The 23,238-nt window shown below is 55.9% G+C and carries 22 protein-coding genes; 2 read left to right on the top strand and 20 right to left on the bottom strand.

Features of this window, described 5'->3' with window-relative positions; genetic code table 11:
- Positions 1-31: 31 nt before the first annotated feature.
- Positions 32-352 (top strand): MazG nucleotide pyrophosphohydrolase domain-containing protein, encoded by a 321-nt coding sequence (locus ABID47_RS01195; RefSeq protein ID WP_116229490.1) that lies wholly within the window; start codon positions 32-34, stop codon positions 350-352.
- 189 nt (positions 353-541) lie between these two features.
- Here ABID47_RS01195 and ABID47_RS01190 read toward each other — a convergent pair whose 3' ends face one another.
- Both ABID47_RS01190 and ABID47_RS01185 read right to left on the bottom strand, forming a co-directional pair.
- A complete protein-coding gene (locus tag ABID47_RS01190) occupies positions 542-1,666 on the bottom strand; it encodes a hypothetical protein (RefSeq protein WP_354494653.1) in 1,125 nt (374 codons plus the stop codon).
- Between the two features lie 167 nt (positions 1,667-1,833).
- Positions 1,834-3,204 (bottom strand): class I SAM-dependent rRNA methyltransferase, encoded by a 1,371-nt coding sequence (locus tag ABID47_RS01185; RefSeq protein ID WP_354494651.1) that lies wholly within the window; start codon positions 3,202-3,204, stop codon positions 1,834-1,836.
- Between the two features lie 151 nt (positions 3,205-3,355).
- Here ABID47_RS01185 and ABID47_RS01180 point away from each other — a divergent pair, with 151 nt between their 5' ends.
- Complete coding sequence (locus ABID47_RS01180) at positions 3,356-4,327, top strand: Na/Pi cotransporter family protein (RefSeq protein WP_145158062.1); 972 nt, start codon at positions 3,356-3,358, stop codon at positions 4,325-4,327.
- 64 nt (positions 4,328-4,391) lie between these two features.
- On the opposite strand, the gene ABID47_RS01175 is transcribed toward ABID47_RS01180, so the two are convergent.
- From ABID47_RS01175 to gpr, 18 genes are all read right to left on the bottom strand, one after another.
- Positions 4,392-4,820, bottom strand: coding sequence for an NUDIX hydrolase (locus tag ABID47_RS01175; RefSeq protein ID WP_145024553.1), 429 nt, complete (start codon positions 4,818-4,820; stop codon positions 4,392-4,394).
- Between the two features lie 122 nt (positions 4,821-4,942).
- Positions 4,943-6,283 carry a tRNA (N(6)-L-threonylcarbamoyladenosine(37)-C(2))-methylthiotransferase MtaB gene (gene mtaB, locus ABID47_RS01170; RefSeq protein ID WP_145023540.1) on the bottom strand — a complete coding sequence of 447 codons (1,341 nt, stop codon included), beginning with the start codon at positions 6,281-6,283 and terminating at the stop codon, positions 4,943-4,945.
- A 2-nt stretch (positions 6,284-6,285) separates the two neighbouring features.
- A complete protein-coding gene (locus tag ABID47_RS01165) occupies positions 6,286-7,050 on the bottom strand; it encodes a 16S rRNA (uracil(1498)-N(3))-methyltransferase (protein WP_354494648.1) in 765 nt (254 codons plus the stop codon).
- Positions 7,051-7,167: 117 nt separating this feature from the next.
- Complete coding sequence (locus tag ABID47_RS01160) at positions 7,168-7,857, bottom strand: site-2 protease family protein (RefSeq protein ID WP_354494646.1); 690 nt, start codon at positions 7,855-7,857, stop codon at positions 7,168-7,170.
- A complete protein-coding gene (gene prmA / locus ABID47_RS01155) occupies positions 7,857-8,831 on the bottom strand; it encodes a 50S ribosomal protein L11 methyltransferase (RefSeq protein ID WP_354494644.1) in 975 nt (324 codons plus the stop codon). Before prmA ends, ABID47_RS01160 begins: the two co-directional genes overlap by 1 nt.
- A 137-nt stretch (positions 8,832-8,968) precedes the next feature.
- Positions 8,969-9,166 (bottom strand): YfhD family protein, encoded by a 198-nt coding sequence (locus tag ABID47_RS01150; RefSeq protein ID WP_076169781.1) that lies wholly within the window; start codon positions 9,164-9,166, stop codon positions 8,969-8,971.
- A gap of 66 nt (positions 9,167-9,232) precedes the next feature.
- Complete coding sequence (locus ABID47_RS01145) at positions 9,233-9,601, bottom strand: hypothetical protein (RefSeq protein WP_089548226.1); 369 nt, start codon at positions 9,599-9,601, stop codon at positions 9,233-9,235.
- A gap of 232 nt (positions 9,602-9,833) precedes the next feature.
- Positions 9,834-10,952 (bottom strand): molecular chaperone DnaJ, encoded by a 1,119-nt coding sequence (gene dnaJ, locus ABID47_RS01140; protein ID WP_105444488.1) that lies wholly within the window; start codon positions 10,950-10,952, stop codon positions 9,834-9,836.
- Positions 10,953-11,064: 112 nt separating this feature from the next.
- A complete protein-coding gene (gene dnaK, locus ABID47_RS01135; RefSeq protein WP_116229482.1) occupies positions 11,065-12,918 on the bottom strand; it encodes a molecular chaperone DnaK in 1,854 nt (617 codons plus the stop codon).
- A 66-nt stretch (positions 12,919-12,984) separates the two neighbouring features.
- Complete coding sequence (grpE, locus tag ABID47_RS01130; RefSeq protein ID WP_145023529.1) at positions 12,985-13,608, bottom strand: nucleotide exchange factor GrpE; 624 nt, start codon at positions 13,606-13,608, stop codon at positions 12,985-12,987.
- 66 nt (positions 13,609-13,674) lie between these two features.
- Positions 13,675-15,228, bottom strand: coding sequence for a TCP-1/cpn60 chaperonin family protein (locus ABID47_RS01125; protein WP_163879595.1), 1,554 nt, complete (start codon positions 15,226-15,228; stop codon positions 13,675-13,677).
- 14 nt (positions 15,229-15,242) lie between these two features.
- Positions 15,243-16,277 carry a heat-inducible transcriptional repressor HrcA gene (gene hrcA, locus ABID47_RS01120; RefSeq protein ID WP_354494641.1) on the bottom strand — a complete coding sequence of 345 codons (1,035 nt, stop codon included), beginning with the start codon at positions 16,275-16,277 and terminating at the stop codon, positions 15,243-15,245.
- Between the two features lie 106 nt (positions 16,278-16,383).
- Positions 16,384-16,851 (bottom strand): N-acetyltransferase, encoded by a 468-nt coding sequence (locus ABID47_RS01115; protein WP_089548229.1) that lies wholly within the window; start codon positions 16,849-16,851, stop codon positions 16,384-16,386.
- Between the two features lie 72 nt (positions 16,852-16,923).
- Entirely contained in the window at positions 16,924-18,120 is a 1,197-nt protein-coding gene (hemW, locus tag ABID47_RS01110; RefSeq protein WP_354495660.1) for a radical SAM family heme chaperone HemW, read from the bottom strand.
- A 98-nt stretch (positions 18,121-18,218) separates the two neighbouring features.
- The gene (gene lepA / locus ABID47_RS01105) at positions 18,219-20,036 is read right to left on the bottom strand and encodes a translation elongation factor 4 (protein WP_116229478.1); all 1,818 of its coding nucleotides are present in this window, start codon (positions 20,034-20,036) and stop codon (positions 18,219-18,221) included.
- Positions 20,037-20,117: 81 nt separating this feature from the next.
- Positions 20,118-20,528 carry a hypothetical protein gene (locus tag ABID47_RS01100; protein ID WP_354494638.1) on the bottom strand — a complete coding sequence of 137 codons (411 nt, stop codon included), beginning with the start codon at positions 20,526-20,528 and terminating at the stop codon, positions 20,118-20,120.
- Between the two features lie 29 nt (positions 20,529-20,557).
- Positions 20,558-21,940 (bottom strand): stage II sporulation protein P, encoded by a 1,383-nt coding sequence (locus ABID47_RS01095; protein WP_354494636.1) that lies wholly within the window; start codon positions 21,938-21,940, stop codon positions 20,558-20,560.
- Between the two features lie 132 nt (positions 21,941-22,072).
- Positions 22,073-23,068: a GPR endopeptidase gene (gene gpr / locus ABID47_RS01090; protein WP_354494634.1), complete on the bottom strand. Its 996-nt coding sequence runs from the start codon at positions 23,066-23,068 to the stop codon at positions 22,073-22,075.
- Positions 23,069-23,238 lie beyond the last annotated feature (170 nt).

Raw genomic sequence — 23,238 nt, 5'->3', positions numbered from 1 at the left:
AGAACATGAATTGCAAGAGGAGGCGGAAACTGTGGATGTGAACGCATTTCAGCAGTGGGTCAAGGAGTATTATGAACAACGGGGCTGGTCGGAGCTCGATATCTTTATCCGGATCGGCTTTTTGGCGGAGGAGACCGGCGAAGTGGCCCGGGCGATTCGGGCGCTTGAAATCGGCCGGGACCGGCCGGATGAGGCCGTGGGTACGTATGACGAGCATAAGCAGGAGCTTGTGGAAGAACTTGGCGACGTGCTGGGGAATCTGATTGTGATCGCTAACAAATACGACATCGGACTGGAGGACATTTTTGCTTCACACCGGGACAAGCTGGTCCATCGCTATAAGCAGGAATGATAGTAACCCGGACAAAACGAGAGCTTTAGCCTTGGAATTGAAAAAAGCACACTGTTTATATAGCCTGGGTAAAAAATTCAAAAATCCCTTTTCGCATTCAGCGAGAAGGGATTTTTGCTTTAGTCTCGGCGGTTGCCCAAATCATACGTGAGACATCGAATGCATCATCATTTTGCCTCGCATGGCATATTACATACCGCTGTAATAGACCGGCAGCTCCGAGCGGTTGGCCGCCAGCCACAGCCGGTTATCCTTCGTCCAGCGCAGCGGATAGCCGACGCCGGCCTTGAGCGCCTTCCCTTTCAAAATATCGACAATCCATACGTCGCGATTGGCCAGTTGGACCGCATACAAACCGGAGGAAATCCCGGATGCGACGGTAAAGCTGGTGATGTCCGTTTCCTTTGCGATCCTTGCGTGCTGAGCTAATATTCGCCTGGCCGCGGCCGGCAGCTTTGGATCGGCTTCGTAGGACGCCCCCTCCCGGTTCAGACGGATATGAAGAACGCCACGGGTTCGGCCCTCCTTATATCCGTCAACAGGGACCGTAACGGTCTCGTTATCGTTCCAGGCTAAAGGATAAATAAACAGGAATCCGTCGCTGTGTGACAAATAGCTCGCTCTCGGGCGGTGGAGCAGCTTGTTCCCGTCCCGGTCCAGCACAATCAAGTCGGCATCCGGACCAAACGTGTCGTCCGAAGCGACCAGAAGCGCCACTCGGTCGTTGTCAGGTGATGCGGCTATACCGTAGACCGGGCGGGCGGACTCGTACAGCTCCTGAGCCGCTCCGGATCGGGTATTTACCCGGTACAGCTTCAAATGGCCATTGACGGCATAGATCTCGTGCTTGGCAAGCCGGTCCGCATATTGAACATTCAGCCCAAAGTCGTTCGTAAACTCTACCTTAGGCGGCGCCCATTTCGGGTGGGATAGCACGCTTAACGAACCGTTCTGCTGCAGAATCAAAGGCAGCCTGCCACTCAAGCTGTACACCAGCATCCCGGGCCCATGCTCCTCCTCATCGTCCCAAACGGGTTGATACGATGCTAAGGAATCTAGCGGCCACTCCTGAACGGTCGTTCCGTCCCGGTTCAGAAGGCGCACGCCATAGAACGGCTCCCGCACCCCGATCGGATCGATAGCTTTCTGTTCTAAATTCGAAAAGCCTGCAGCGTCCCGATATTGCCCCAGCGCCGTTTGGCTAACCGGGTTTGCGCAGCACCCTTCCGAATGGTTGGCAGCGGGTGAGGTGCAGCCTGAGGCAGCGATTGGTAACATCATCAGTAAGGTTAATGCGATGATTGCTTTTTTCATTACGTCACCCCGTCGTATGCTGAATCCCTTTTTTTGGAACGTCTTACTTCCTAGACGCTAACAATCCCCCGAAGGTTACGCTTGCTTCTTTTTCAGATGAGCTTGCCGCCCGCGAAAACAAAAAAACCTTTCCGTCCATCACGGAAAGGTTTGGTTCAAGATCAAAGTTAAGCCCTGCTGCGAACTTCAAATACGGCGAACTTGAGGTAGTGGCCTTCATCGACGCCGAGAATTTGCGGGTGGTCCTTGCCGGCCGCACGCCATTCGATCAGGCGCAAAATTTTGCCGGCATCGGCTGCCGCTTCCTGGATCGTGGCCAGGAACAGGTCCGGGCGCATATGGTACGAGCAGCTGGCCGTGACGAGGTATCCTCCCTCGTTCACCAGCTTCATGCCGTGCAGGTTGATATCCTTATAGCCGCGGCAGGCGCCCTTCACGGCGCTTTTCGTCTTGGCAAAAGCCGGCGGGTCCAAAATAACGACGTCCCACGTCCGGCCGCCCCCTGCGGTCATTTTCTTCGAGGTATCGACCTTCTCCTCGTTCCCTGCGGCCCGCTGCCGCCGTTCCTCCACACCTTTGACCTGATCACGCAAATATTGGAAGGCGTCAGCGACAACAAATTCCACGCGGTCCTCAAAGCCGTTCAGCACGACGTTTTCCCTGGCGCTCTCAATTGCGTGTTGGGAAATATCGAGACAGGTGACCTTCTTGGCTCCGTACTTGCAGGCGTTCAGCGTGAAGCTCCCCGTATGCGAAAAGCATTCCAGCACTGTGGCCCCGTCCCAATAAGGGAAGGTGACGACTTTGCCGCTTTTGTTCACCGGAAGGCTGACGCGCTCTCCGTCCTGCTCTACTTCCTGCAGCGTAATCCCGCTGCGGCCTCCCCAGCCGGTCATCAGCGGAGCGATCGAAGCCCGGTTTTCCCGCTGGTCGAAGAAATAGCCCGTTTTCTGGCCTTCTTCAATGTCGACCTTCACGAACAGACCGTTCTCCGTCACGGTCACATGGCGCGGGCATTCCCCGTACAGCGGTCCCTTGGTCTGCTCAAGCCCTTCCAGCTCGCGTACGGGAACGTCGCTGCGTTCATAGATTCCCTGCGGGCTCAGCACCTCGACCAGCGCGTCGACGATGTCCGCACGGTGCACGTCCATGCCCAGCGTCAGCAGCTGCACGACCAGCACATCGCCGAAGCGGTCTACGATCAGCCCGGGAAGAAAATCCGCTTCCCCATACACAAGGCGGTAAGCATTATCTCCTTTCAGGAAACGCTCCCGGTGCTCAAGGCAGCCGCGGAAGCGTTCGGCAAAGAAGGCACGGTCCATCGTCTCGACGGGATGGTACGAGATGACCCGGACCGTAATTTGCGAGGCCGGATTGTAATAGCCCGTGGCCAGGTACCGCCCTTGATGATTGACCACATTCACGAGGTCGCCCGGCTCCGGGCTGCCCTCCACCGAGGCAATTTCATTGTTGTAAATCCAGGGATGCCCCTGTTCCAGCCGCTTCTTCCGGCTGCGCTCTAATACGACCGATGCCAATCGATTCACTCCTTCAACGTTTCAAAAATGGATATATGGATTCCGGCAAGTCCCCGGCCGCAGCCGCCCTCTTGGTGTCATGGTTGTCCATGGTTGGACATATACGTAACTATGGTCGACTCCATAAACAACCCCAAGGAGGACTTACCGCGTGTTTCAAACTGTCGTGTTTCCCGTCGTGTACGGGTTTGTTATTTTTATGGCCGGCATGAAGGTAATGGAGGCTGCCCTCGGCAAATGGGCAGGCCCCCTCCTGTCCGCCTTCCTGCAAAAGGCTACCGCTTCGCCGCTGAAGGGGCTCCTTTTCAGCACCGGCATCACGGCCGTCCTGCAGAGCAGCACCGCCGTCACCGTCATTACGATGGGCCTGGTCAATGCCGGGCTGCTGACGTACGAACGCACCCTCGGCATTATACTCGGCAGCAACATCGGCACCTGCCTGACCACCGAGCTGATCGGCCTGCAGATCGGACGGATCGCCCTGCCGCTCTTGACCGTCTCCCTGATCGTGTGGGCGGCCGCCGTCATTTTCAGCGAGAGTTCCCCGCCGGGAATCCGCCGTATTCAGCACCTGATGATGCCCGTCCAGTTTCTGTCGCTGGCCATCGCCGGCTTTGCCCTGGTCATGCTGGGCATCCGCGTCATGCAAAAGATAGGTCCGGCCCTCGAGCAGTCCGGTCTGTTCGGCTGGTTCCTGGACCGCGCAGCCGACAGCGTATGGTGGGGCATTGCCGCCGGCGCGGTACTGACCGCCCTGATGCACAGCAGCGCCGCCGTCATCGGCCTGGCGATCGCGCTGGCCTCCTCGGGAACACTGCCGGTCGACGTCGGCATCGCCATCGTGCTCGGCGCGAACGTCGGCACCTGCGTGACCGCGGTTCTCGCCTCCATCGGCAGCACGGCCTCTGGCCGGTTTGTCGCCTGGACCCATGTGGTTCTGAACGTCGGCGGAGCCCTCGTCTTCATGCCCTTGATTCCGCAGCTGCACTGGGCCGTGGCGGCCATCACCGGCAGTGAAGGCGCGCAAATCGCCCACGCGCAGACGCTGTTTAATGTGATCAGCTCCCTGGCCGCTCTGCCTCTATGCTACCTGCCGATCTGGAAAAAAGCCGCACACGCCTGAGTATATAGTTCACCCTTAAGCGCTTGGTAGGAGGACAGTTCCTTAGGCAGACCTAAGATAAGTCTTAAACCTCGATGCCGAGCAGGGACAGCCCTTTCCGCACGATCCGGTCGTTATTATCATACCCGTTCTGATCCTGCCGGAGCCATGCCTCTCGCGGCTCATACCAGGCCACACCGCTGATCTCCTCCACCTGAGGCCGATGCGATCCGCCGACCGCCTCCACCAGGTAATAATGGACTTCTTTTTGAACCTGGCCATGAATCGGATGGTTGTACGTATACTTAATGATGTCCACGGGGGAAATGATGCTGCCGATAATGCCCGTCTCTTCCTCGATTTCGCGCAGCGCGGTCTGCTCAACGGTTTCGCCCGGCTCCATTTTGCCTTTGGCCATCGAAATTTTGCCGTAGCGGTCCAGAATCAGCTGAATCTCCAGCCGGCCGCCGATGCTGCGGAACACGACGCCTCCTGCCGATATTTCCTTCCTCATCACCCGCTCCTCCTCCTCATGCCATAGTACAAACAAGGATTTCACCTCCGATGCTGCCGGAAATGAAATCCTTGCCATTCGCCCAAGATCCCGCAATGCACAGGGACCTTGCTATATACAAATTAAACCGCTTGTCCCGGTCTTTCGTCCAGCACACGCACCAGCTGGCCTTCGCACTCGTGAACGCCGGCTTTGGTCAACTTAACGCGGCACAGCTTGCCTTGCAGGTCTTCCGGACCGTCAAAGATCAGCTGCAGATAGTTATCGCTGAAGCCGTGCATTTTGCCCGGACCATGGGTTCCTTTGGAAGTGCCTTCCGGAATGACGTCCAGCACCTGGCCGACGAATTTTTGGGCATACGCCAGCTGCATCTGCTCGGACAGCGCAATTAATTCGCGCACCCGCGCATGCTTCACTTCCTCGCTCACCTGGTCGGTCATCCGCGCGGCCGGCGTGCCGTTCCGCTGGGAATACGGGAAGACGTGCATTTCCGAGAACCCGATCGCCTTCATCAGCTCATAGCCGTTCCGGAACATTTCGTCCGTTTCGCCCGGGAACCCGACGATAACGTCCGTCGTAATACCGACATCCGGCATCGCTTGGCGGATCAGCTGCATTTTGTTGTAAAACTCTTCTGTCGTATACTTGCGGCGCATCCGCTTGAGCACGGTGTCATCCCCCGCTTGCAGCGGAATGTGCAGGTGGCGGCACATTTTCGAGGAACGGTTCAGCACGTCGAGCATCCGCTCGTCGATTTGACTTGCCTCGATGGAGCTGATGCGGACGCGCTCCAGCCCGTCCACTTTGTCGAGATCCCACAGCAGGTCCGACAGGCGGTAGCTGTCCAGGTCGTCGCCGTAGCCGCCGGTATGGATGCCGGTCAGGACGATTTCCTTGTATCCCGCTTCCACCAGCTGATGCGCCTGGTTCACGATGCTCTTCGGATCCCGGCTGCGTGAAAGCCCGCGCGACCATGGGATGATGCAGAACGTGCAGAAGTTGTTGCAGCCGTCCTGGATTTTCAGAAACGCCCGGGTTCTGTCGGCAAAATCAGGAACGTCCATTTCTTCAAATACGCGCGTCTTCATAATGTTGCGGACCGCATTGATCGGCTCGCGGGACTGGCGGATTTGATTCACGTACGGAATGATTTTGTCTCGGTCCTGGTTCCCGATGACGAGATCAACCCCGGGAATGTCCAAAATTTCGGCCGGCGAGGTCTGCGCATAGCAGCCTGTCACGGCAACGATCGCTTCCGGATTTTGGCGCACGGCCCGGCGGATGATCTGCCGGCTCTTCTTATCGCCTGTATTGGTTACGGTGCAGGTATTAATTAAATAAACGTCTGCGTTTTGTTCGAAATCCACCTGCTCGTAGCCTTCATTTTTAAACAGCTGCCAAATGGCCTCTGTATCGTAAAAATTCACTTTACAGCCCAACGTATAAAATGCAACGGATGGCATGTTCAAGCTCCCCCCATTTCTCCGGATTCATAAAGTATGCAGGCCAGGGCAACCATACCCGCCGTCTCGCAGCGCAGGATTCTCCGTCCCAGGCCGATGCTGACCGCGCCGGCTTCCTCCGCCGCCCGGCACTCCTCTTCGCTGAAGCCGCCTTCCGGCCCCACGATCAGAAGCACCTGCTGGTCTGCGGCAGCGCCGGTCTTCTCTATCCAAGGCTTCACTGCATCCCGCAGCTGAAGACCGTGTTCTTTCTCATAACAGAAATATACCGCATCATACGACGAAAACGAAGCCAGCAGGTTTTTCCAATGGATCGGATAACCGACCTCGGGTACCCGGTTGCGGTGGCTCTGTTCTGCCGCCTCTTTGGCGATTTTGCTCCAGCGGACGATGCGCTTCTCTTCCTTCTTGGCATCGTACTGCACGATGGTTCGCTCCGACAAAAAAGGAACAAATGCAGCCGCACCGATCTCGGTGCATTTCTGGATCACCGTCTCCATCTTGTCTCCTTTAGGGAGGCTCTGCGCAATGGTGACTTTAACCGACGGCTCCTGGGTCATCGCCAGCATCTCGACGACAGCGGTGGTGACAACCCCCTGGTCGATCGACCGGATTTCCACCAGCGCTTCCCGCTCGCGGCCGTCGCTGACGATAAAGGTGTCCCCTTCTTTGCTGCGCATAACCTTGGCGATATGCCGTGCATCCTCACCGGTAATCTCGACGGTATCGCCTTTAAACTGCTCCTGTGACACAAAATATCTCTGCACCTTTATCAACATCCTATTTCCAAAATCACAAACTTCATCATACAACTTTTAGGTTCGCATGACCAGACCCTATTCAACAAGCGAATACGGCCTCGAACGTTCGCATTCCCGCTCCGATTATATCGACACGCCGAACAATTTCAGGAAGGAGAACACGAACTGGTAGTTGATGCTGTTAGCCCACATATATAGCGGACTGATTGTATACATCTGCAGCACCGGAATGAACAGAATCAGCAGGAAAATAAAGATGGACCACTGCTCAAACTGCTGCAGCTTCATCCGTAACCGAGGCGGAACGATATCTTCGACGATGCGGTATCCGTCCAGCGGCGGAAGCGGGATAAGGTTGAATAAGAACAGGAAAAAGTTCATAAAGCAGAAATAGCGCAAAAACGTCGTGATCGCGAACAGCAGCCTTTCGTTCGTAATCCCGTCCAGCACCCCTGTGGCGATCAGGAGGGCGTAAACAAACGCCCCGATGATACCCAGAACGAAGTTGCTCAGCGGCCCCGCCGCCGACACGACCACGCCCATAAGGCGGGGATTTTTGAAGTTGTCGCGGTTGACCGGGACCGGTCTGGCCCAGCCAAACCCTGCAATCACCAGCAGCAGGACGCCGAGAAAATCGAAGTGAACCGCCGGATTCAGCGTTACCCTGCCCAGCAGTTTGGCTGTAGGATCTCCAAATTTATAGGCAAAATACGCATGCGAAAATTCATGCACCGTAAAGGCGATCACCAGCACGATCAGGACGAACGGAAGCTCTTCCAGCGGAAACCTGAGAATATTGTTCAGAAAATCCATCACGACCTCTTTCTCGCGACAAAGGCTACCCAGTCTTCGTCACGGCAAACGTCCTCGATCTCAAACCCGGAGTCCTTCAGCGCCTGCTGAACGACGTCTTCCTTATTTTTGTAGATGCCTGAGGCGATGTAGACTCCTCCCGGCTCGAGCGCACGGTACACGTCGTCGATAAAGAGCAGAATGATTTCGGCCAAAATGTTGGCGACGATCACTTGGACCGGCAAGGTAACGCCCAGATCTTCGCGCTGATCACCGCTTAACAGGGACAGCAGATCGCTTTCCTTGACCGTAATCTGATGGTCCAGCATGCCGTTCAATTGGCTGTTTTCCTTGGCGCTCGACACCGCCACCGGATCCAGGTCCAGTGCAAGCACATGCTTCGCGCCGAGCAGGACGGCTCCAATGGCCAAAATACCCGATCCCGTTCCGACGTCGATGACTTCCTCCTCGCCCTGGATGACCTTCTCCAGCGTGCGCAGGCAGAGCGCCGTTGTCGGATGGGTTCCTGTACCGAACGCCATTCCGGGATCGAGCTCGATGATTTTCTCCGCCTCGCTCGCCGGCGTGTAGTCCTCCCAGGTCGGCTTGATCGTCAGCCGCTCCGATACCTTCAGCGGTTTAAAGTAAGCTTTCCAGGCGGTAGCCCAATCGTCCTCATCCACTGTCTTGAGCTCATAGCGCAGCTCTCCCGTGTCGATTCCGTACTCATTCAGCTGCCCAATCCGTTCCTTAACCTCGGCAATGATCTGCTCCACAGGGGACTCCTCGGAAAAATAACCTTTGATTTCGGCCTGTCCCTCCGGAATATCGTTGAGAGGCATCTCGTACCATTGCCCGAACGACGTATCCCGTTTCTTGTTCAGGGTTCCCGACTCTTCGATGGATACACCGCCCGCGCCGGCCTCATGCAAAAAATTTGAAATCATTTCCACGGCTTCTTCCGTGGTATGTATTGTAAATTCATGCCATAACATAATTCGTTAAATTCCTCCTCGACCTATGCATAAGTACCATTGTACTATACATCGGCGGCCGAGTACAAAATTTAGGGCCCCCCGCTAACAAAAAAACCGCAGGTTCGCATCGCGCTTCCCCACGGTTTTATGCATTCTTAATCTTCATCCGTCCAGCCGGTATCCATTTTGCGGAGCTGACGCTCGTCAGCCTCCTCGCTGCGGCGGAGCGCTTCCACATCGTCCGCATCGGCCAGTACGCCTGAGAACTCGACGTCCTCGTTTTTCATCGACATCAGTTCCTTGATTTTTTCCGTCTTGGTCATGATTTTGCCTTTTTTATCGCGGCTAGCCATCAAGCTCCCATCCTTTCCTTGAACGATCTATTCACCTTAGAAAATGTTACGATCCCACTTTCGCGCCTAGACGAAGCCGCCGGCTTCCTCGACGATTCTCCTTGCCTTCTCGAACGATTCTTCCTCGACCACAACGCTCAGAATGATATCCCGGCCGGTCGGTCCTCCCTGTCCGCCGTCGCTCATCCCGCTTGCGGACGGATCGGCTGCGGCCAGAATGGAGACATCCTTATCGCTGTATGTTGTGCCATAGGTCACAGACGTCAGGCTGGGCATACCCCCCGTAAATGGGCCGGTGCTGTACATCGAAGCCCCCGGAAACCGGCTGAAGCGGTCGATGGACAGGTCCACCACCCGCAAAGCGCGCAGCTTTTTGGCAACGCCCTCGGCTTCTTCCGGACTTTTAAAATAGGCCAGAATGCTCTTTTCAGACACTTGCTTCACCTGCTTTTTATATGGATTAAGCGTTTACGGCTTATCACGTGCGGTTTTAGGCTGTGCAAGCACGGTCCCTTTTATGCGCAGGAAACAACCGGGCCGGGAACTGGAAACGTCTATAGGTTTGCATGCAAAAAAAGCCCGGCCGCCACGGCCGGACTTTCTAAATACGATCCATCTTCCTGAAGGTTATCGGAAGACGTCTTACCTATATACTGCAATTGCGCGGTTACTCCCCGCGGAACGCTTTTTTCATGCGGTCAAAAAAAGACTGCTCCTGCTCATGCGTCTGCTCGCCGTCCATGGAGGCAAACTGGCGCAGCAGGTCCTTCTGCTCGTCACTGAGCTTGCTAGGCGTAACGACGACGACCTTCACGTGCTGGTCGCCCTGTCCGATGCCGCGCAGACGCGGAACGCCTTTGCCTTTGAGCCGGAAGAACGTACCCGTTTGCGTACCGGCAGGAATTTTCAGCTTGACCTTCTCGGTCAGCGTCGGGATCTCGATCTCGTCGCCAAGCGCCGCCTGGGCAAACGTGAGCGGAACCTCGCAGTAAATATCGTCGCCTTCCCGCTCGAAGAAGTCGTGAGGCTTCACGCGGATGACGATGTACAGGTCGCCCGACGGGCCGCCCCGCAGACCGCCTTCCCCTTCGCCGGTCATGCGCAGCTGTGCGCCGTCGTCCACGCCCGCAGGAATGCGCACGTGAATTTTGCGCTGCTTTTTCACTTTGCCGCTGCCGTGACAGGTCGTACATTTGTCCTTGATGATTTGACCCGTACCGTTACAGTTGGAGCAGGTACGACGGTTGACCATCCGTCCGAACGGCGTGTTCTGGACGACTTCCTGCTGCCCGCTGCCGTGGCAGACGGAACAGGTTTGCGGCTTCGTTCCCGGTTTGGCTCCCGAGCCGTGGCAAGTGTCACAGTTTTCGGTTCTAGGAATGGTAATATCCGATTCCTTGCCGAATACCGCTTCCTTGAACTCAATCGTCATCGTATACTGCAGGTCGTTCCCCCGCTGCGGCGCGTTCGGGTCACGGCGTCCTCCGCCCCCGAAGAACATGTCGAAGATATCGCCGATGCCGCCGAAGTCCGCACCGGAGAATCCTCCGCCCATGCCCTGGTTCGGATCGATATGGCCGTACTGGTCGTAGGTTGCACGCTTCTGCCCGTCGCTGAGCACATCATAGGCTTCCTTGACCTCTTTGAACTTGGCCTCGGCGTCATCCGCCTTGTTCACGTCCGGGTGATACTGCCTGGCCAGCTTCCGGTAAGCTTTTTTGATATCATCATCCGAAGCGTCCTTGCCGACGCCCAGGACTTCATAATAGTCACGCTTTTCAGCCACTCTTCCACCCCCAATATTTCAGTCATGCTCCGGTTCATGGACAAAAGGAAAGCCAAAGCAGCGGGATGCCCCGGCTTTGACTTCCCTATTCCTGAACATAACTTTCTATAGGTTAACCTTGATTTTTGTCCTCGTCAACAACCTCATAGTCCGCGTCAACGACATTGTCCTTCTTCGCGGAGCCTGCTGCGCCGTCGGCATTGCCTTCGCCGCCTTGAGCCTGCTGCGCTTGAGCAGCCTGCTCATACAGCTTCACAGACAGCTGCTGCACGATTTCGGTCAGCTCTTCGGTAGCGGATTTGATCTGCTCCAGGTCGTCGGAGTCGATGGCCGCTTTGACTTTGTCCTTCGCAGCATTGGCTTTTTCGACTTCGGAAGCGTCCACTTTGTCGCCAAGGTCCTTAATCGTTTTTTCGGTGGAGTACACGAGCTGGTCGGCGTTGTTCTTCGCTTCGATCAGTTCTTTACGCTGACGGTCTTCCTCGGCATGTGCCTCAGCGTCCTTCATCATACGTTCCACTTCTTCGTCGCTGAGACCGCTCGAAGACGTAATCGTAATCTTCTGCGTTTTGTTCGTTCCTTTATCGGTAGCCGATACGTTCACGATACCGTTGGCGTCGATGTCGAATGTAACTTCGATTTGCGGTACGCCGCGAGGTGCTGGCGGAATGTCGCCCAGGATAAAGCGTCCGAGCGTTTTGTTGCCCGCCGCCATTTGGCGTTCGCCCTGCAGTACGTGGATTTCAACGCTTGGCTGGTTATCCGCATACGTCGAGAAAATTTGCGATTTGCTGGTTGGGATCGTCGTGTTGCGCTCGATCATTTTCGTAAATACGCCACCTGCGGTTTCGATACCGAGGGAGAGAGGAGTGACGTCGAGAAGCACGACGTCTTTGACGTCGCCTGTCAGCACGCCGGCTTGCACCGCTGCACCGAGGGCAACCACTTCGTCCGGGTTAACGCCTTTATGAGGCTCTTTGCCGGTCAGACGCTTGATCGCTTCCTGTACGGCCGGAATCCGCGTGGAACCGCCGACAAGGACGATCTTGTCAATGTCGCTAGAGCTCATGCCCGCATCGCTGAGCGCTTGACGGGTTGGTCCAAGAGTGCGTTCCACCAGGTCGGCAGACAGCTCTTCGAATTTGGCACGGGTCAGGTTAACCTCCAAGTGCTGAGGTACGCCGTCCACAACCGTAATAAACGGCAGGGAAATCGTTGTCGTCAGAACGCCGGACAGTTCCTTTTTCGCTTTTTCCGCAGCGTCTTTCAGACGTTGAACTGCCGCTTTGTCCTTGCTCAGGTCGATGCCTTGGTCCTTCTTAAATTCGCTTACGAGGTAATCGATGATCACTTGGTCGAAGTCGTCGCCGCCGAGGTGGTTGTCCCCGCTCGTCGCTTTAACTTCGAAGAAGCCGTCGCCAAGCTCCAGGATCGAAACGTCGAACGTACCGCCGCCAAGGTCGTATACGAGGATCGTTTGATCTTCCGCTTTTTCCAGACCGTAAGCGAGAGCCGCAGCCGTCGGCTCGTTGACGATCCGCAGCACTTCCAGACCGGCGATTTTACCGGCGTCTTTGGTCGCTTGGCGCTGGCTGTCATTAAAGTATGCCGGAACCGTAATAACCGCTTGGGTTACCGGTTGGCCCAAATAAGCCTCGGCATCGGATTTCAGCTTTTGCAGAATCATTGCGGAAATTTCCTGAGGCGTAAACTCTTTGCCGTCAATCGTTTCCTTATGGTTTGTACCCATGTGGCGTTTGATCGAAATGATGGTACGGTCAGGGTTCGTAATGGCCTGGCGCTTTGCCGTTTCGCCGACGATGCGCTCGCCGTCTTTCTTGAAGCCGACAACCGAAGGGGTCGTACGCGCGCCTTCCGGATTCGGGATAACGACAGCCTCGCCGCCTTCCATGACGGCAACGCAGGAGTTAGTCGTACCAAGGTCAATACCGATAACTTTACTCATGTATGGTTTCCTCCTCTGGGATAAAAGAAATGGTGGATCAATACTTATATGTTAAACAGCAGGGATTTACATGCTGACTTTAACCATGGCTGGACGAAGCACTTTGTCCTTCAGCATATAGCCTTTTTGCACTTCCTCAACGACGATGCCTTCCTCGTATTCATCGCTTTCCACCTGCATGATGGCTTGATGATATTCCGGATTAAACGGCTCGCCGACGGTAACCATAGCCTGCAGCCCTTCCGCTTGAAGCACGCCTTCCAATTGGCGGAAAATCATGCTTACGCCTTTCGTAAAGGACTCCATTTCGCTGCCTTCGCCGGCAGCGGCGAGAGCCCGTTCGAAATTATCCACGACAGGCAGCAGCTCGGTCACCAGTTTAGTGGATGCATACTTAGCCAGGTCCTCTTTTTCCTTCTGGGTCCGTTTGCGGAAATTGTCGAAGTCGGCCTGCGTACGGATGGCACGCTGCTGATAATCGTCAGCCAGCCCCTGCAGACGCTCCACTTCGCTCTTCAGAGCAGCAGGGTCCAATGCTTCATTCTCCGCAGCCGTCCCTTCAGAAGCATCCTCCGAAACTGTCTCGCCAGCTTGGCTAGCCTCCGCCTCGGCTGTATGTTCATTCACTTCTTCATTGGTTTGTTGGTTCAATTCGTTTTCACTGTCTTGAAATGGTTGGTTTTCTTTCAAGATGTCTTCACCTCCTTGGTAAACTGATCATGCTTTTGTTCATCGGTTCATGCGGTCCCGAAGAACTCAATCTTCGTCCTGACCGCCATAGCCTCTCATTTTGATGACATTGTGAATGCGGAGCACGGCAGCCGCCACCTCACCCGCGGCCTCCAGCCCATGAATCTTCACCAGGGCCGGATCGACGATCCCCCGCTCCTCATAGCGAATGACGAGCCCGGTATCGCAGTCGATGCCCATGGAGTCGGAGTCTTCCGCAAGCTGGGCGGCACGCGCCTCTTCCATCTTCTCCAGCGGGTTGTAGCCGGCGTTCAGCAAAATTTGCGCCATGGGCTTGCGCAGCGCCGCCGCCACGGCGGCAATGCCGAAGGCTTCCATGCCCTTCACCGCCTCCCGCTGATGCTCCAGCTCGTAGGAGACGGCCAGCTCGGCAGTACCTCCACCGGGAAGCACTCCGCCGGAAACGGCGGCTTGTACAGCCGAGGCCGCATCCGCGGCAATCCGGGCGGACTCCCCGACGACTTCCGCGGTGCTCGCCCCGACGATCAGCGTGACAAACGGCTCGCGCTCCTGCCCGCCGCTGCTGACCCGCACGCGTTCCAGCCTTTCGTCATAAGCCACATAGGGGGAATTCCCCAGAAGCTTGGCAAGCGAATCGCGCTCCTTATGTAAGGCGGTACGCCGCATGGGCACCGCCCCTGTCATCTCGCTGACGCGCAGCAGGTCGCTGCGGCTCACGCGCGGCACCACCATGATGCCGTGGTCCATGCAGAACTGCTCGGCATCGGGATGGATTCCCCGTTCCAGCAGAACAAGCCCCACCCCGAGGTCGGCCAGCACGTGAAGCTCGCTGCTAAAGCGGTCGCGCAGCTCCATGTACCGGGCAAAGCCGGCTTCCGTCGTCAGAACCTCTTCATCCAGCGTCTCCGGCTCGAGCGCGTCGTGCAGGACGAGGATCTTCGTGTTCTTCAGCACGGGTCTATCATGCGAATGAAGCGGCTTCTGCTTCAAAAGAATGCCTTCATATACTTCATTATCGCCTTTCTCGTGGGCGGTAACCGCATCGGCTAGCAAATAGCCGGGTTCCCTCAGCTTCCGGGTCCCCACCTTCGAAGCGGCTTCCATGACAAGGCGGACGATATCCTCGCGCTCGCGTCCGGCGACATAAGCCGCCTTGGCAAGCAGCGGATCGTCCAGCCCTTCAATAACGCGGGTTCGGCGCCGCAGCGCTTCCACCGCCATGCGAATGCCCTGCTGCATACCGGCAACCACTTTGGAAGCAGGGACACCTCTCACGATTTGCGCAACGCCTTCCTGCACCAACGCTCCCGCGAGCACCGTTGCCGTCGTCGTTCCGTCACCGACCTGCTTCTGCTGGCTGCGGGCCACCTGGATCAGCAATCTGGCGGCGGGATGCGTTACGTCCATTTTGTCGAGGATCGTCACGCCGTCATTGGTAATAATGACTTCCCCGCGGGAGCCGACCAGCATGACGTCCAGCCCCTTGGGGCCGAGCGTCCCTTCCACCGCAGAGGTGATGGCACGGACCGCATTGCTGTTGTTAAGCAGGGCTGCGTAGCGTTCTTCACCCTCGCGAACCGGCTGCTGGCCTTGACTCATCCGTCCTCTCCCCCTTATTTATACCAGTGTGACAGCATGGCCGTCAGATCCTTGGACAATATGTTCAAAATGCTCATGACCCTTGCGTATTCCATCCGGGTAGGCCCCAAAATGCCGATGGTGCCGAGCGCTTCCCCTTCAAGCGAGTAAGTCGCCGTGATCAGGCTGCAGTTGGCAAACGCCTCATGGTCGTTCTCCGTGCCGATCCGCACCTGAATGCCGCCCCCATCCTGGGGTGCCATCATCTTCGTAAGCGTCGGCGTCTCTTCGAGCAGGTCCAGGATCGTCTTCACTTTATCGACATCCTTGAACTCCGGCTGGGTCAGCATGTTGGTCGTTCCACTCAAATACAGGCGCTGATGGTCGGCCTCACCGTCCAGGAATATGCTGTCCAGCACTTTCATGATTTCTTCATAGTTGGAAATATGTCGCTCCATCTCCTGGCCGAGTTCTGTATATAATCTTGTCTTCAGCTTATATATAGGTACATTCATCAGCTTGCTGTTCAGCAGGTTGACGACTTTCTCGATCTCGGAGACCGGTACGTCCGGCGGAAGCTGGACCGTCTTGTTCTCCACCTGTCCCGTGCTCGTCACGATAATCGCGACGGCGGTTTCCTCGTTAAGCGGAAGCAGCTGAAAATGCCGCAGTGAAGTATGAAAAACTTCCGGTCCAAGCAGGATGGAAGTGTAATTCGTCATATGGGATAGTATCATGGCTGCATGCTGGATCACCTGCTCCATCGCGCTGAGCTTCTCGGCAAAAAACTTGCGGAGCAGCCGGATTTCCCCCGGAGGCGCCGAATAGGCCGGATCCAGATGATCGACATAATACCGGTAACCTTTATGAGATGGAATGCGGCCGGCCGAAGTATGGGGCTGTTCCAAAAAGCCCAGCTCTTCCAGATCAGCCATTTCGTTGCGGATCGTCGCCGGACTGTAGCCGACATCGCCTCGTTTCGAAATGCTGCGGGAGCCTACGGGTTCAGCGGAGCGAATATAGTCGTCCACAATGGCATTCAGTATCATTCTTTGACGTTCGGTAAGCATACCATTCCCCCCTTGGTGACCTTTATTTCGAGCATCGTTAGCACTCTAAAGAGATGAGTGCTAACCGTTAATACAAAAATACCAAACTGACATGAGCATTGTCAAGTCAGTTCAGCATCTTAAGAACAGCTATTTCATCGCATGCATGCTGCTTGGCGCAGTTCACGCAATCGGTCCAAACCTTCTCGGGAAAAATCTCTTTTTCCACAACCGAAAATCCGTTTTTCAGAAAAAACGATACTTCGTACGTCAGGGCCATTATTTTAGGAATGCCTTGTCTTCTCGCCTCTTCCGTGAGCTTGCTCACCAGTTTGGAGCCGATTCCCATCCCCTTGTGCCCTTCCGCAATTCCCAAGGAGCGGATCTCCACCAGGTCTGCGCCCAACTGGCAGAGCGAGCCGCAGCCGATCACTTTCCCGTCCGCCTCGGCCACGACAAACTGGTCCAGCTGCTTCTCAAGCACTTTGCGAGAGCGCGGCAGCATGATCCCCTTCTGTGCATAACCATCGATCATTTCGAAAAGCGGTTCTACGTCTTCTGGCACCGCTTTACGGCAAATAACTACCGCCGGCATCGCCATTCCCCCTCACACGTGCTGTCAACGATATGAATAAATATACAACAACACGCATAGAAGTTCAAGCGGTTATTTTGCGGTGAGCGAGCCTATAAATTCTCCGAAAACGTCGTTGCCGAACAGGATTCCCCGTTCGCTGAGGCGGTACCCGTCGCCCGTCTCCTCGAGCAGCCCCGCATTCAGCATTTTATGCAGCGGTTTGGCAAACATGTCTTCCATCGATACGCCGAACTGCTCTTCGAAATGCGTCCGGGACACTCCCTTCAAGACACGCAGGCCGACCATGAGGAAATCCTCCATCGCCTCTTCCCGGGGCACCTCGAAGCTTTCCAATCTCGGCAGTCCCTCTTTGGTCGCTTCCGTATACGGATTAACCCCTTTGATATTCATATGCCGCATGCCGCCGACATACCCGTGGGCACCCGCGCCGAGGCCGTAATAATCTTCGTTCAGCCAGTAGGCCATATTGTGGCGGCTGTGGAATCCGGGCTTCGCAAAGTTGCTGATTTCGTACTGCTCGTAACCCGCTTCCTTCATTTTCTCCATCAGCAGCAAATACATCTTCAGCTCGTCGTCCTCATTGGGCAGCGGCAGTTGATTCTTCTGGTACATCGTATGGAAAAGGGTGTTCTCCTCAACCTTCAGGCTGTAGATCGAATAGTGCGGCAGATTCAGCGCAAGCGCCTTGCTCACGCTCTCCGCCAGCATGTCCACCGTCTGGTTCGGCAGGCCGAACATCAGGTCGATCGACATGTTGTCAAAGCCGGCTTTGCGCGCGTTCTCCAGGCTCTGGTACACATCATCCGTATCATGGATACGCCCGATGCCGCTCAGCAGCTCGTTTTGAAACGCCTGTACGCCGAAGCTTACGCGGTTAACGCCGCCTGCTTTCATCACGGCCAGCTTCTCGAGGTCGGTTGTTCCTGGATTGGCCTCCATCGAAAATTCAATATCTTCCGACCAGTCTGGAAAATACGTCTTGACCGTCTTCAGGAAATACTCCATTTCGTCCGGCTTCAGCACGGTCGGGGTTCCCCCGCCGACGAAAATGCTCGTTATTTTACCGGGAGGAACCTCTTTGACGGTTCGTTCCATTTCCCGCTCCAGCCCCTGCAAATAATCCATCACCGGCTGGTTCTTCAGCACATAGGAGTTGAAATCGCAGTAAAAGCATTTATTCGTGCAAAAGGGAATGTGCAGATAAACCGCTTGGGGTTTACGGTTCCCCTGATACTTAACTCTTGGCGTCCCTTGCGGATTCAACATCGCCATCGCAAATTCCCTCCTTATATTTAGAAAGGGAAAGCCGCAGCGGCTCTCCCGTGGAATGGTCCAATGTACTCTATAAGCTTGGTAAAAACTGACTAGTTGTCGTCGATTTTCAGGACAGCCATAAAGGCTTCCTGCGGCACTTCGACGCTGCCAACCTGCTTCATGCGCTTCTTGCCTTCCTTCTGCTTCTCGAGAAGCTTCCGCTTCCGCGAAATATCGCCGCCGTAACACTTGGCGAGGACGTTCTTGCGCATCGCCTTGACCGTCTCGCGGGCGACGACCTTCGTCCCGACCGAAGCCTGGATCGGCACCTCGAACATTTGCCGCGGAATGAGCTCGCGCAGCTTCTCGCAGATGCCGCGTCCGCGGTGGTATGCGCGGTCGCGGTGCACGATGAAGGAGAGTGCGTCGACCTGCTCCCCGTTCAGCAGGATGTCCATCTTCACGAGGTTGGAGCGGCGGTAGCCGGAAAGCTCGTAATCAAAGGAAGCATAGCCCTTCGTGCCGGACTTCAGCTGATCGAAGAAGTCATACACGATTTCGGACAGCGGAATTTCGTACGTGATCGTAACCCGGGTCGTATCCAGGTACTCCATGTTGACGAATTCGCCGCGTTTGCTCTGGCACAGCTCCATGATGGTGCCCACATAATCGTTCGGCACGATGATGGCCGCCTTGACGTACGGCTCCTCGACGTATTCGATTTTCCCGATTTCCGGATAGTTGGACGGGTTGTCGATTTCGATCGTGTCGCCGTTCGTCAGCGTGATGCGGTAAATAACGCTCGGCGCCGTCGTAATGAGCGGGATGTTGAATTCGCGTTCGATCCGCTCCTGGATAATCTCCATATGAAGCAGCCCGAGGAAGCCGCAGCGGAAGCCGAAGCCGAGCGCGCTCGACGTCTCCGGCTCGAAGCTCAGCGAAGCGTCGTTCAGCTGCAGCTTCTCCAGCGCCTCTCGCAGGTCGTTGTAATCGGACGTCTCGATCGGGTACAAACCGCAGTATACCATCGGGTTGATTTTACGGTAGCCGGGCAGCGCCTCGAGTGTCGGATTTTTGGCATCGGTGACCGTATCGCCGACCCGGGTATCACCCACGTGCTTAATGCCCGCTACGATAAAGCCGACATCGCCGACCCTAAGCTCGTCCACGATCGTCATCCGCGGTTTAAACGCGCCGACTTCGATGACCTCGAACGTCTTGTCCGTAGCCATCATCTTGATTTTCGAGCCCGCTTTGATGCTGCCGTCAATGACGCGCACATACACGATAACGCCTTTGTAAGGATCATAATGCGAGTCAAAAATGAGCGCCTTCAGCGGCTGGTCCGGATCACCGTTTGGCGGCGGTACCTGCTGGACGATCTGCTCCAAAATTTCCTTGATGCCGATGCCGGCCTTCGCCGAGGCGAGAACGGCGTCGCTTGCGTCCAGACCGATAACGTCTTCAATTTCCTGCTTCACGCGGTCCGGATCGGCGCTCGGCAGGTCGATTTTGTTAATGACCGGAAGAATCTCCAGGTTGTTATCCAGTGCCAAATAGACGTTGGCCAGCGTCTGCGCTTCGATTCCCTGGGCGGCGTCCACCACCAGCAGCGCGCCTTCGCAGGCGGCCAGGCTTCGGGAAACTTCATACGTAAAGTCGACGTGTCCGGGAGTATCGATCAGGTTCAGCAAATATTCCTCGCCGTCATCGGCGCGATAAGTCAGGTGAACGGCCTGAAGCTTGATGGTAATCCCGCGCTCGCGTTCGAGATCCATCTGGTCCAGCACCTGATCCTGCATTTCGCGCGAAGTGAGGGCGCCCGTATATTCAAGAATACGGTCCGCAAGCGTCGACTTGCCATGGTCTATATGGGCGATAATGGAGAAATTTCGAATGTTCTTTTGCCTTGCTTGTACGTCTGTCATGCCTTACCCCCAAAAACAGCCTGATGTGTAATCAATTCATTATAACAGTTGGAGGAAAGGCCAGCAATCCCACCTGCCGCATTATTCCGTCACGTTGCTGAAGAGGGAGACAACGAGGCGGATTCCCTTTTGGGACAGCTCCTGCAGCAGGCCTGCCGTCTTATCCGCCAGCACGTCGACTGTCGGCGTGCCGCCCTGGTCCACCAGCAGCTGCTCGGGGGTCTTCTCATGCCAGTCCTGGACCTCGACCTGTTCCTGCTGCGGCTGCTCGTCCGCCGCCTTGAACCGGTTCGAGCTTTGGCGCGGCTGGGAAGGCTGTCGCTGCTGCTGCGTAGAAGCTCCCTGCTGCGGCCCGGCCTGCACGGCGGCAGCCGCCGTCTGCGCCTGCGGCGCGGGCGCCGGAGCATCCGGACTGGCCAGCTGCATGCCGACGAGAACGCCGATGCCTGCCCAAATTCCAAGCACGCACACTTTTTTAGCCCATTTTGACATGATCATACCTCCCTCGGCTCATTGCTTTATCAGCTTTTATTATCTTTCTTGGCGGGAGCCGTTTGATCGGTGCTGGCCTTTTCCGCCTTTTGATCCGCGTAATAGACGTCGGCGATCGTCTGTGCCAATACTTCCGACGTCCGCTTCAGCTCCGCATCGGTGCTGTCGATCCCGCCGACCTCGATCAAAATGCTGTTCTCCGACAGCGACTGGTTATATTCCCCGTTGCCCATGGAGGAATCTTTCCCCCAAATGCCGCGGGACAATCCGGGATAGGCTTTTTCCAGCCGTTCATGGATGGAATTGGCGAAGGCTTCGTTTTTGCGCCAGTTTTTGTTGCCGTGCCCGATGATGAAGAAGACCTGCGCGTAGCTTTTGCCGTTAATGTCTTTCGTCGTCCGGCTGTGCCCTTGAGAATCCCGGTGAATGTCGATCAGGTATTTCATGCCGCTGTTCTGGCTCATCGCAGCCTTCACCGTCTCGCGGGAATATTTATAGGAAAAGTTATAGTTATAGTCGGCCACCGTCGTCATGTAATCCTGCTCCGAATGGGCGGTGCCGATGCCGAGCTGCTCCAGCTTCTTCGCCACATAGCTTCCGACCAGCATAACGTTTTGCGACGGAGACGTAGAGCTGGGGTTGTCGCTGGTTTTACCCAGCAGCGGGTTGTATGCTTCTCTCGGATGGGAGTGATAGATCAGAATCGATTTGTTCTTGGAGTCCACCGCCGAAGATTCTCCCGTATCTCCATTGTCCTTGGAAGGCGTTCCTTCTCCGGCACCTTTCTTGCCGCCGGCGTCCGGTTCCTGACCGGACGGCGTATCCTGCTGCTTGTCTGAGCCCTTGCCGGAGTCGGTGACCTTTCCGGGATCGGTTTCGGCCTGACCTGCACCGTTCTTCTGGGGATCGGCTGAAGCGTTATGGCTTTGTCCGGCCGCATCCGTTTGTCCCGCCGTTTCCGCAGGCGGATTATAATCTTCGGGAGGGACGACGTTGTCATTGCCTGCCGAATGCCTCAGCAGCACCGGATCGTTCGCCCCCATGCCCGGCATTTCCCGGGCCAGCAGACTTTTCGGATCCTTAGGGTTGACGCTGGTCAGCATCTGGAATACGAATGTCGTCATGTTTTCCCCGGAGAAAGTCGAGCTCCCTTTTTCTTTATTCAGGTGGGGCAGTTCCATGCCTAACATATCAATGAAGAAATTGCTTGATACGGAGCCGGCGAATCCTTTCATAGAAGAAACCGGAGAATCGTTGATTTTCTGCTCGGCCATCCCTCCCAGTCCCAGAAGTAAGAAAAACAGCAGCGATCCGACCACCAGCAGCACAAAGGTACGTCCCATAGACAGAAAATACAGCAGTCTGGCTCTCCATTTGCCGATATTCCAAAGCTGAAAACCATTCCTCTTCATTCTGTTGTCCTCCTGAAATCTCTTATACTTCAACTCTATGAGTCGGAGAGATTCGATAGAACCAAAAAAAGAAAGCCCGATAGATTCGGGCTTCCTCATTTATGATAGAAGAGAGAGGAGGAGCTGCACCTCCTAGTGGGTGTAGGCTCCCGTGTTTCCGGGGTCTACCGCGTCATGCAGGGCGGCGTTCAAACCGCTCGCGACAATATTGGCGATATCTTCGATAAATTCGTCAATCTCTTTCGGCGTGACGATCAGATCATGGCCGAGCGGTTCGAGCACTTCCTTGACCAGGGCGAGGCGCTCCTGCTCGTTGATATCGTCCAGCATCCCCATAATTTGCCGGGTCTGGTTCGTCTCCTGGCCGAAATGATTCTTCATCATTTCCATGACATTGTTCACAATCGTCGAAGCGTAGCATACGGTCGGCACGCCGATGGCAACAACCGGAACGCCAAGCACTTCCTTGGTGAGGCCGCGGCGCTTGTTGCCGATGCCAGAGCCGGGATGGATGCCGATATCAGCAATCTGGATCGTCGTGTTGACGCGCTCCAGCGATTTGGATGCCAGCGCGTCGATCGCGATGATCAGATCCGGCTTCGTCCGTTCCACGATACCCTGCACGATCTCACTGGACTCGATCCCCGTCAGCCCAAGCACCCCCGGAGCGATGGCGCTGATTTCCCGGTATCCCGGGGCCACCTGGTCCGGCATCAGCTGAAAATACTGCCGGGTGACGAGGACGTTCTCCACCACAAGCGGCCCCAGCGAATCGGGCGTCACATTCCAGTTGCCAAGCCCGACGATCAGAACCGTCTGTTTCTTCTGAATCCCGATCAGCGCCAGGAAATCCTCAAACTCGCGGGCGAAGGCCTCAGCCACTTGCTCCTGCAGCTTCGTGTCCCCGTTGCGGAGTCCAGGAACCTCCAAGGTAACGTAATGCCCTTTGACGCGGCCGATGGCCTGGGAACCGGCCTCATTCAGCACGTTAAGGCGGGTAATCTTGATGCCGTCCTTCTCCGTAATCTCTTCATCGACCCCCGGGATCGGTCCGGCATGGCCCGCCATTTCCCTGGCGTCGACCGCCAGGTCGGTCCGCACGGAATAGCGCTGCAAATCCAACTCCATATACATCTGCCTCCTTTGGCTTGTTATGGATAGTTTGCGGGAGCGGCGTCCAGTTTATGCACAACCTTTTTACACCGGACACCGTTCATACGCCGCCGATCCATGTGCCTCTTAAAATCCAAACCTTTGGAACGCGATGATAGTATTGCTTTTTAGAGTACCCCATGCTA

The organism is Paenibacillus favisporus, from assembly GCF_040545415.1.
Lineage (GTDB): Bacteria > Bacillota > Bacilli > Paenibacillales > Paenibacillaceae > Paenibacillus_AQ > Paenibacillus_AQ favisporus.
This window is presented reverse-complemented; position numbering and strand designations above follow the sequence as displayed.

Excerpts from the sequence above, each read along its gene's own strand:
- ABID47_RS01190 (WP_354494653.1), bottom strand. The coding sequence starts at position 1,666 with ATGAAAAAAGCAATCATCGCATTAACCTTACTGATGATGTTACCAATC.
- ABID47_RS01175 (WP_145024553.1), bottom strand. The coding sequence starts at position 4,820 with ATGAGGAAGGAAATATCGGCAGGAGGCGTCGTGTTCCGCAGCATCGGC.
- mtaB (WP_145023540.1), bottom strand. The coding sequence starts at position 6,283 with ATGCCATCCGTTGCATTTTATACGTTGGGCTGTAAAGTGAATTTTTAC.
- ABID47_RS01160 (WP_354494646.1), bottom strand. The coding sequence starts at position 7,857 with ATGGATTTTCTGAACAATATTCTCAGGTTTCCGCTGGAAGAGCTTCCG.
- prmA (WP_354494644.1), bottom strand. The coding sequence starts at position 8,831 with ATGTTATGGCATGAATTTACAATACATACCACGGAAGAAGCCGTGGAA.
- ABID47_RS01150 (WP_076169781.1), bottom strand. The coding sequence starts at position 9,166 with ATGGCTAGCCGCGATAAAAAAGGCAAAATCATGACCAAGACGGAAAAA.
- dnaK (WP_116229482.1), bottom strand. The coding sequence starts at position 12,918 with ATGAGTAAAGTTATCGGTATTGACCTTGGTACGACTAACTCCTGCGTT.
- ABID47_RS01125 (WP_163879595.1), bottom strand. The coding sequence starts at position 15,228 with ATGAGTCAAGGCCAGCAGCCGGTTCGCGAGGGTGAAGAACGCTACGCA.
- hrcA (WP_354494641.1), bottom strand. The coding sequence starts at position 16,277 with ATGCTTACCGAACGTCAAAGAATGATACTGAATGCCATTGTGGACGAC.
- ABID47_RS01115 (WP_089548229.1), bottom strand. The coding sequence starts at position 16,851 with ATGCCGGCGGTAGTTATTTGCCGTAAAGCGGTGCCAGAAGACGTAGAA.
- hemW (WP_354495660.1), bottom strand. The coding sequence starts at position 18,120 with ATGTTGAATCCGCAAGGGACGCCAAGAGTTAAGTATCAGGGGAACCGT.
- lepA (WP_116229478.1), bottom strand. The coding sequence starts at position 20,036 with ATGACAGACGTACAAGCAAGGCAAAAGAACATTCGAAATTTCTCCATT.
- ABID47_RS01100 (WP_354494638.1), bottom strand. The coding sequence starts at position 20,528 with ATGTCAAAATGGGCTAAAAAAGTGTGCGTGCTTGGAATTTGGGCAGGC.
- ABID47_RS01095 (WP_354494636.1), bottom strand. The coding sequence starts at position 21,940 with ATGAAGAGGAATGGTTTTCAGCTTTGGAATATCGGCAAATGGAGAGCC.
- gpr (WP_354494634.1), bottom strand. The coding sequence starts at position 23,068 with ATGGAGTTGGATTTGCAGCGCTATTCCGTGCGGACCGACCTGGCGGTC.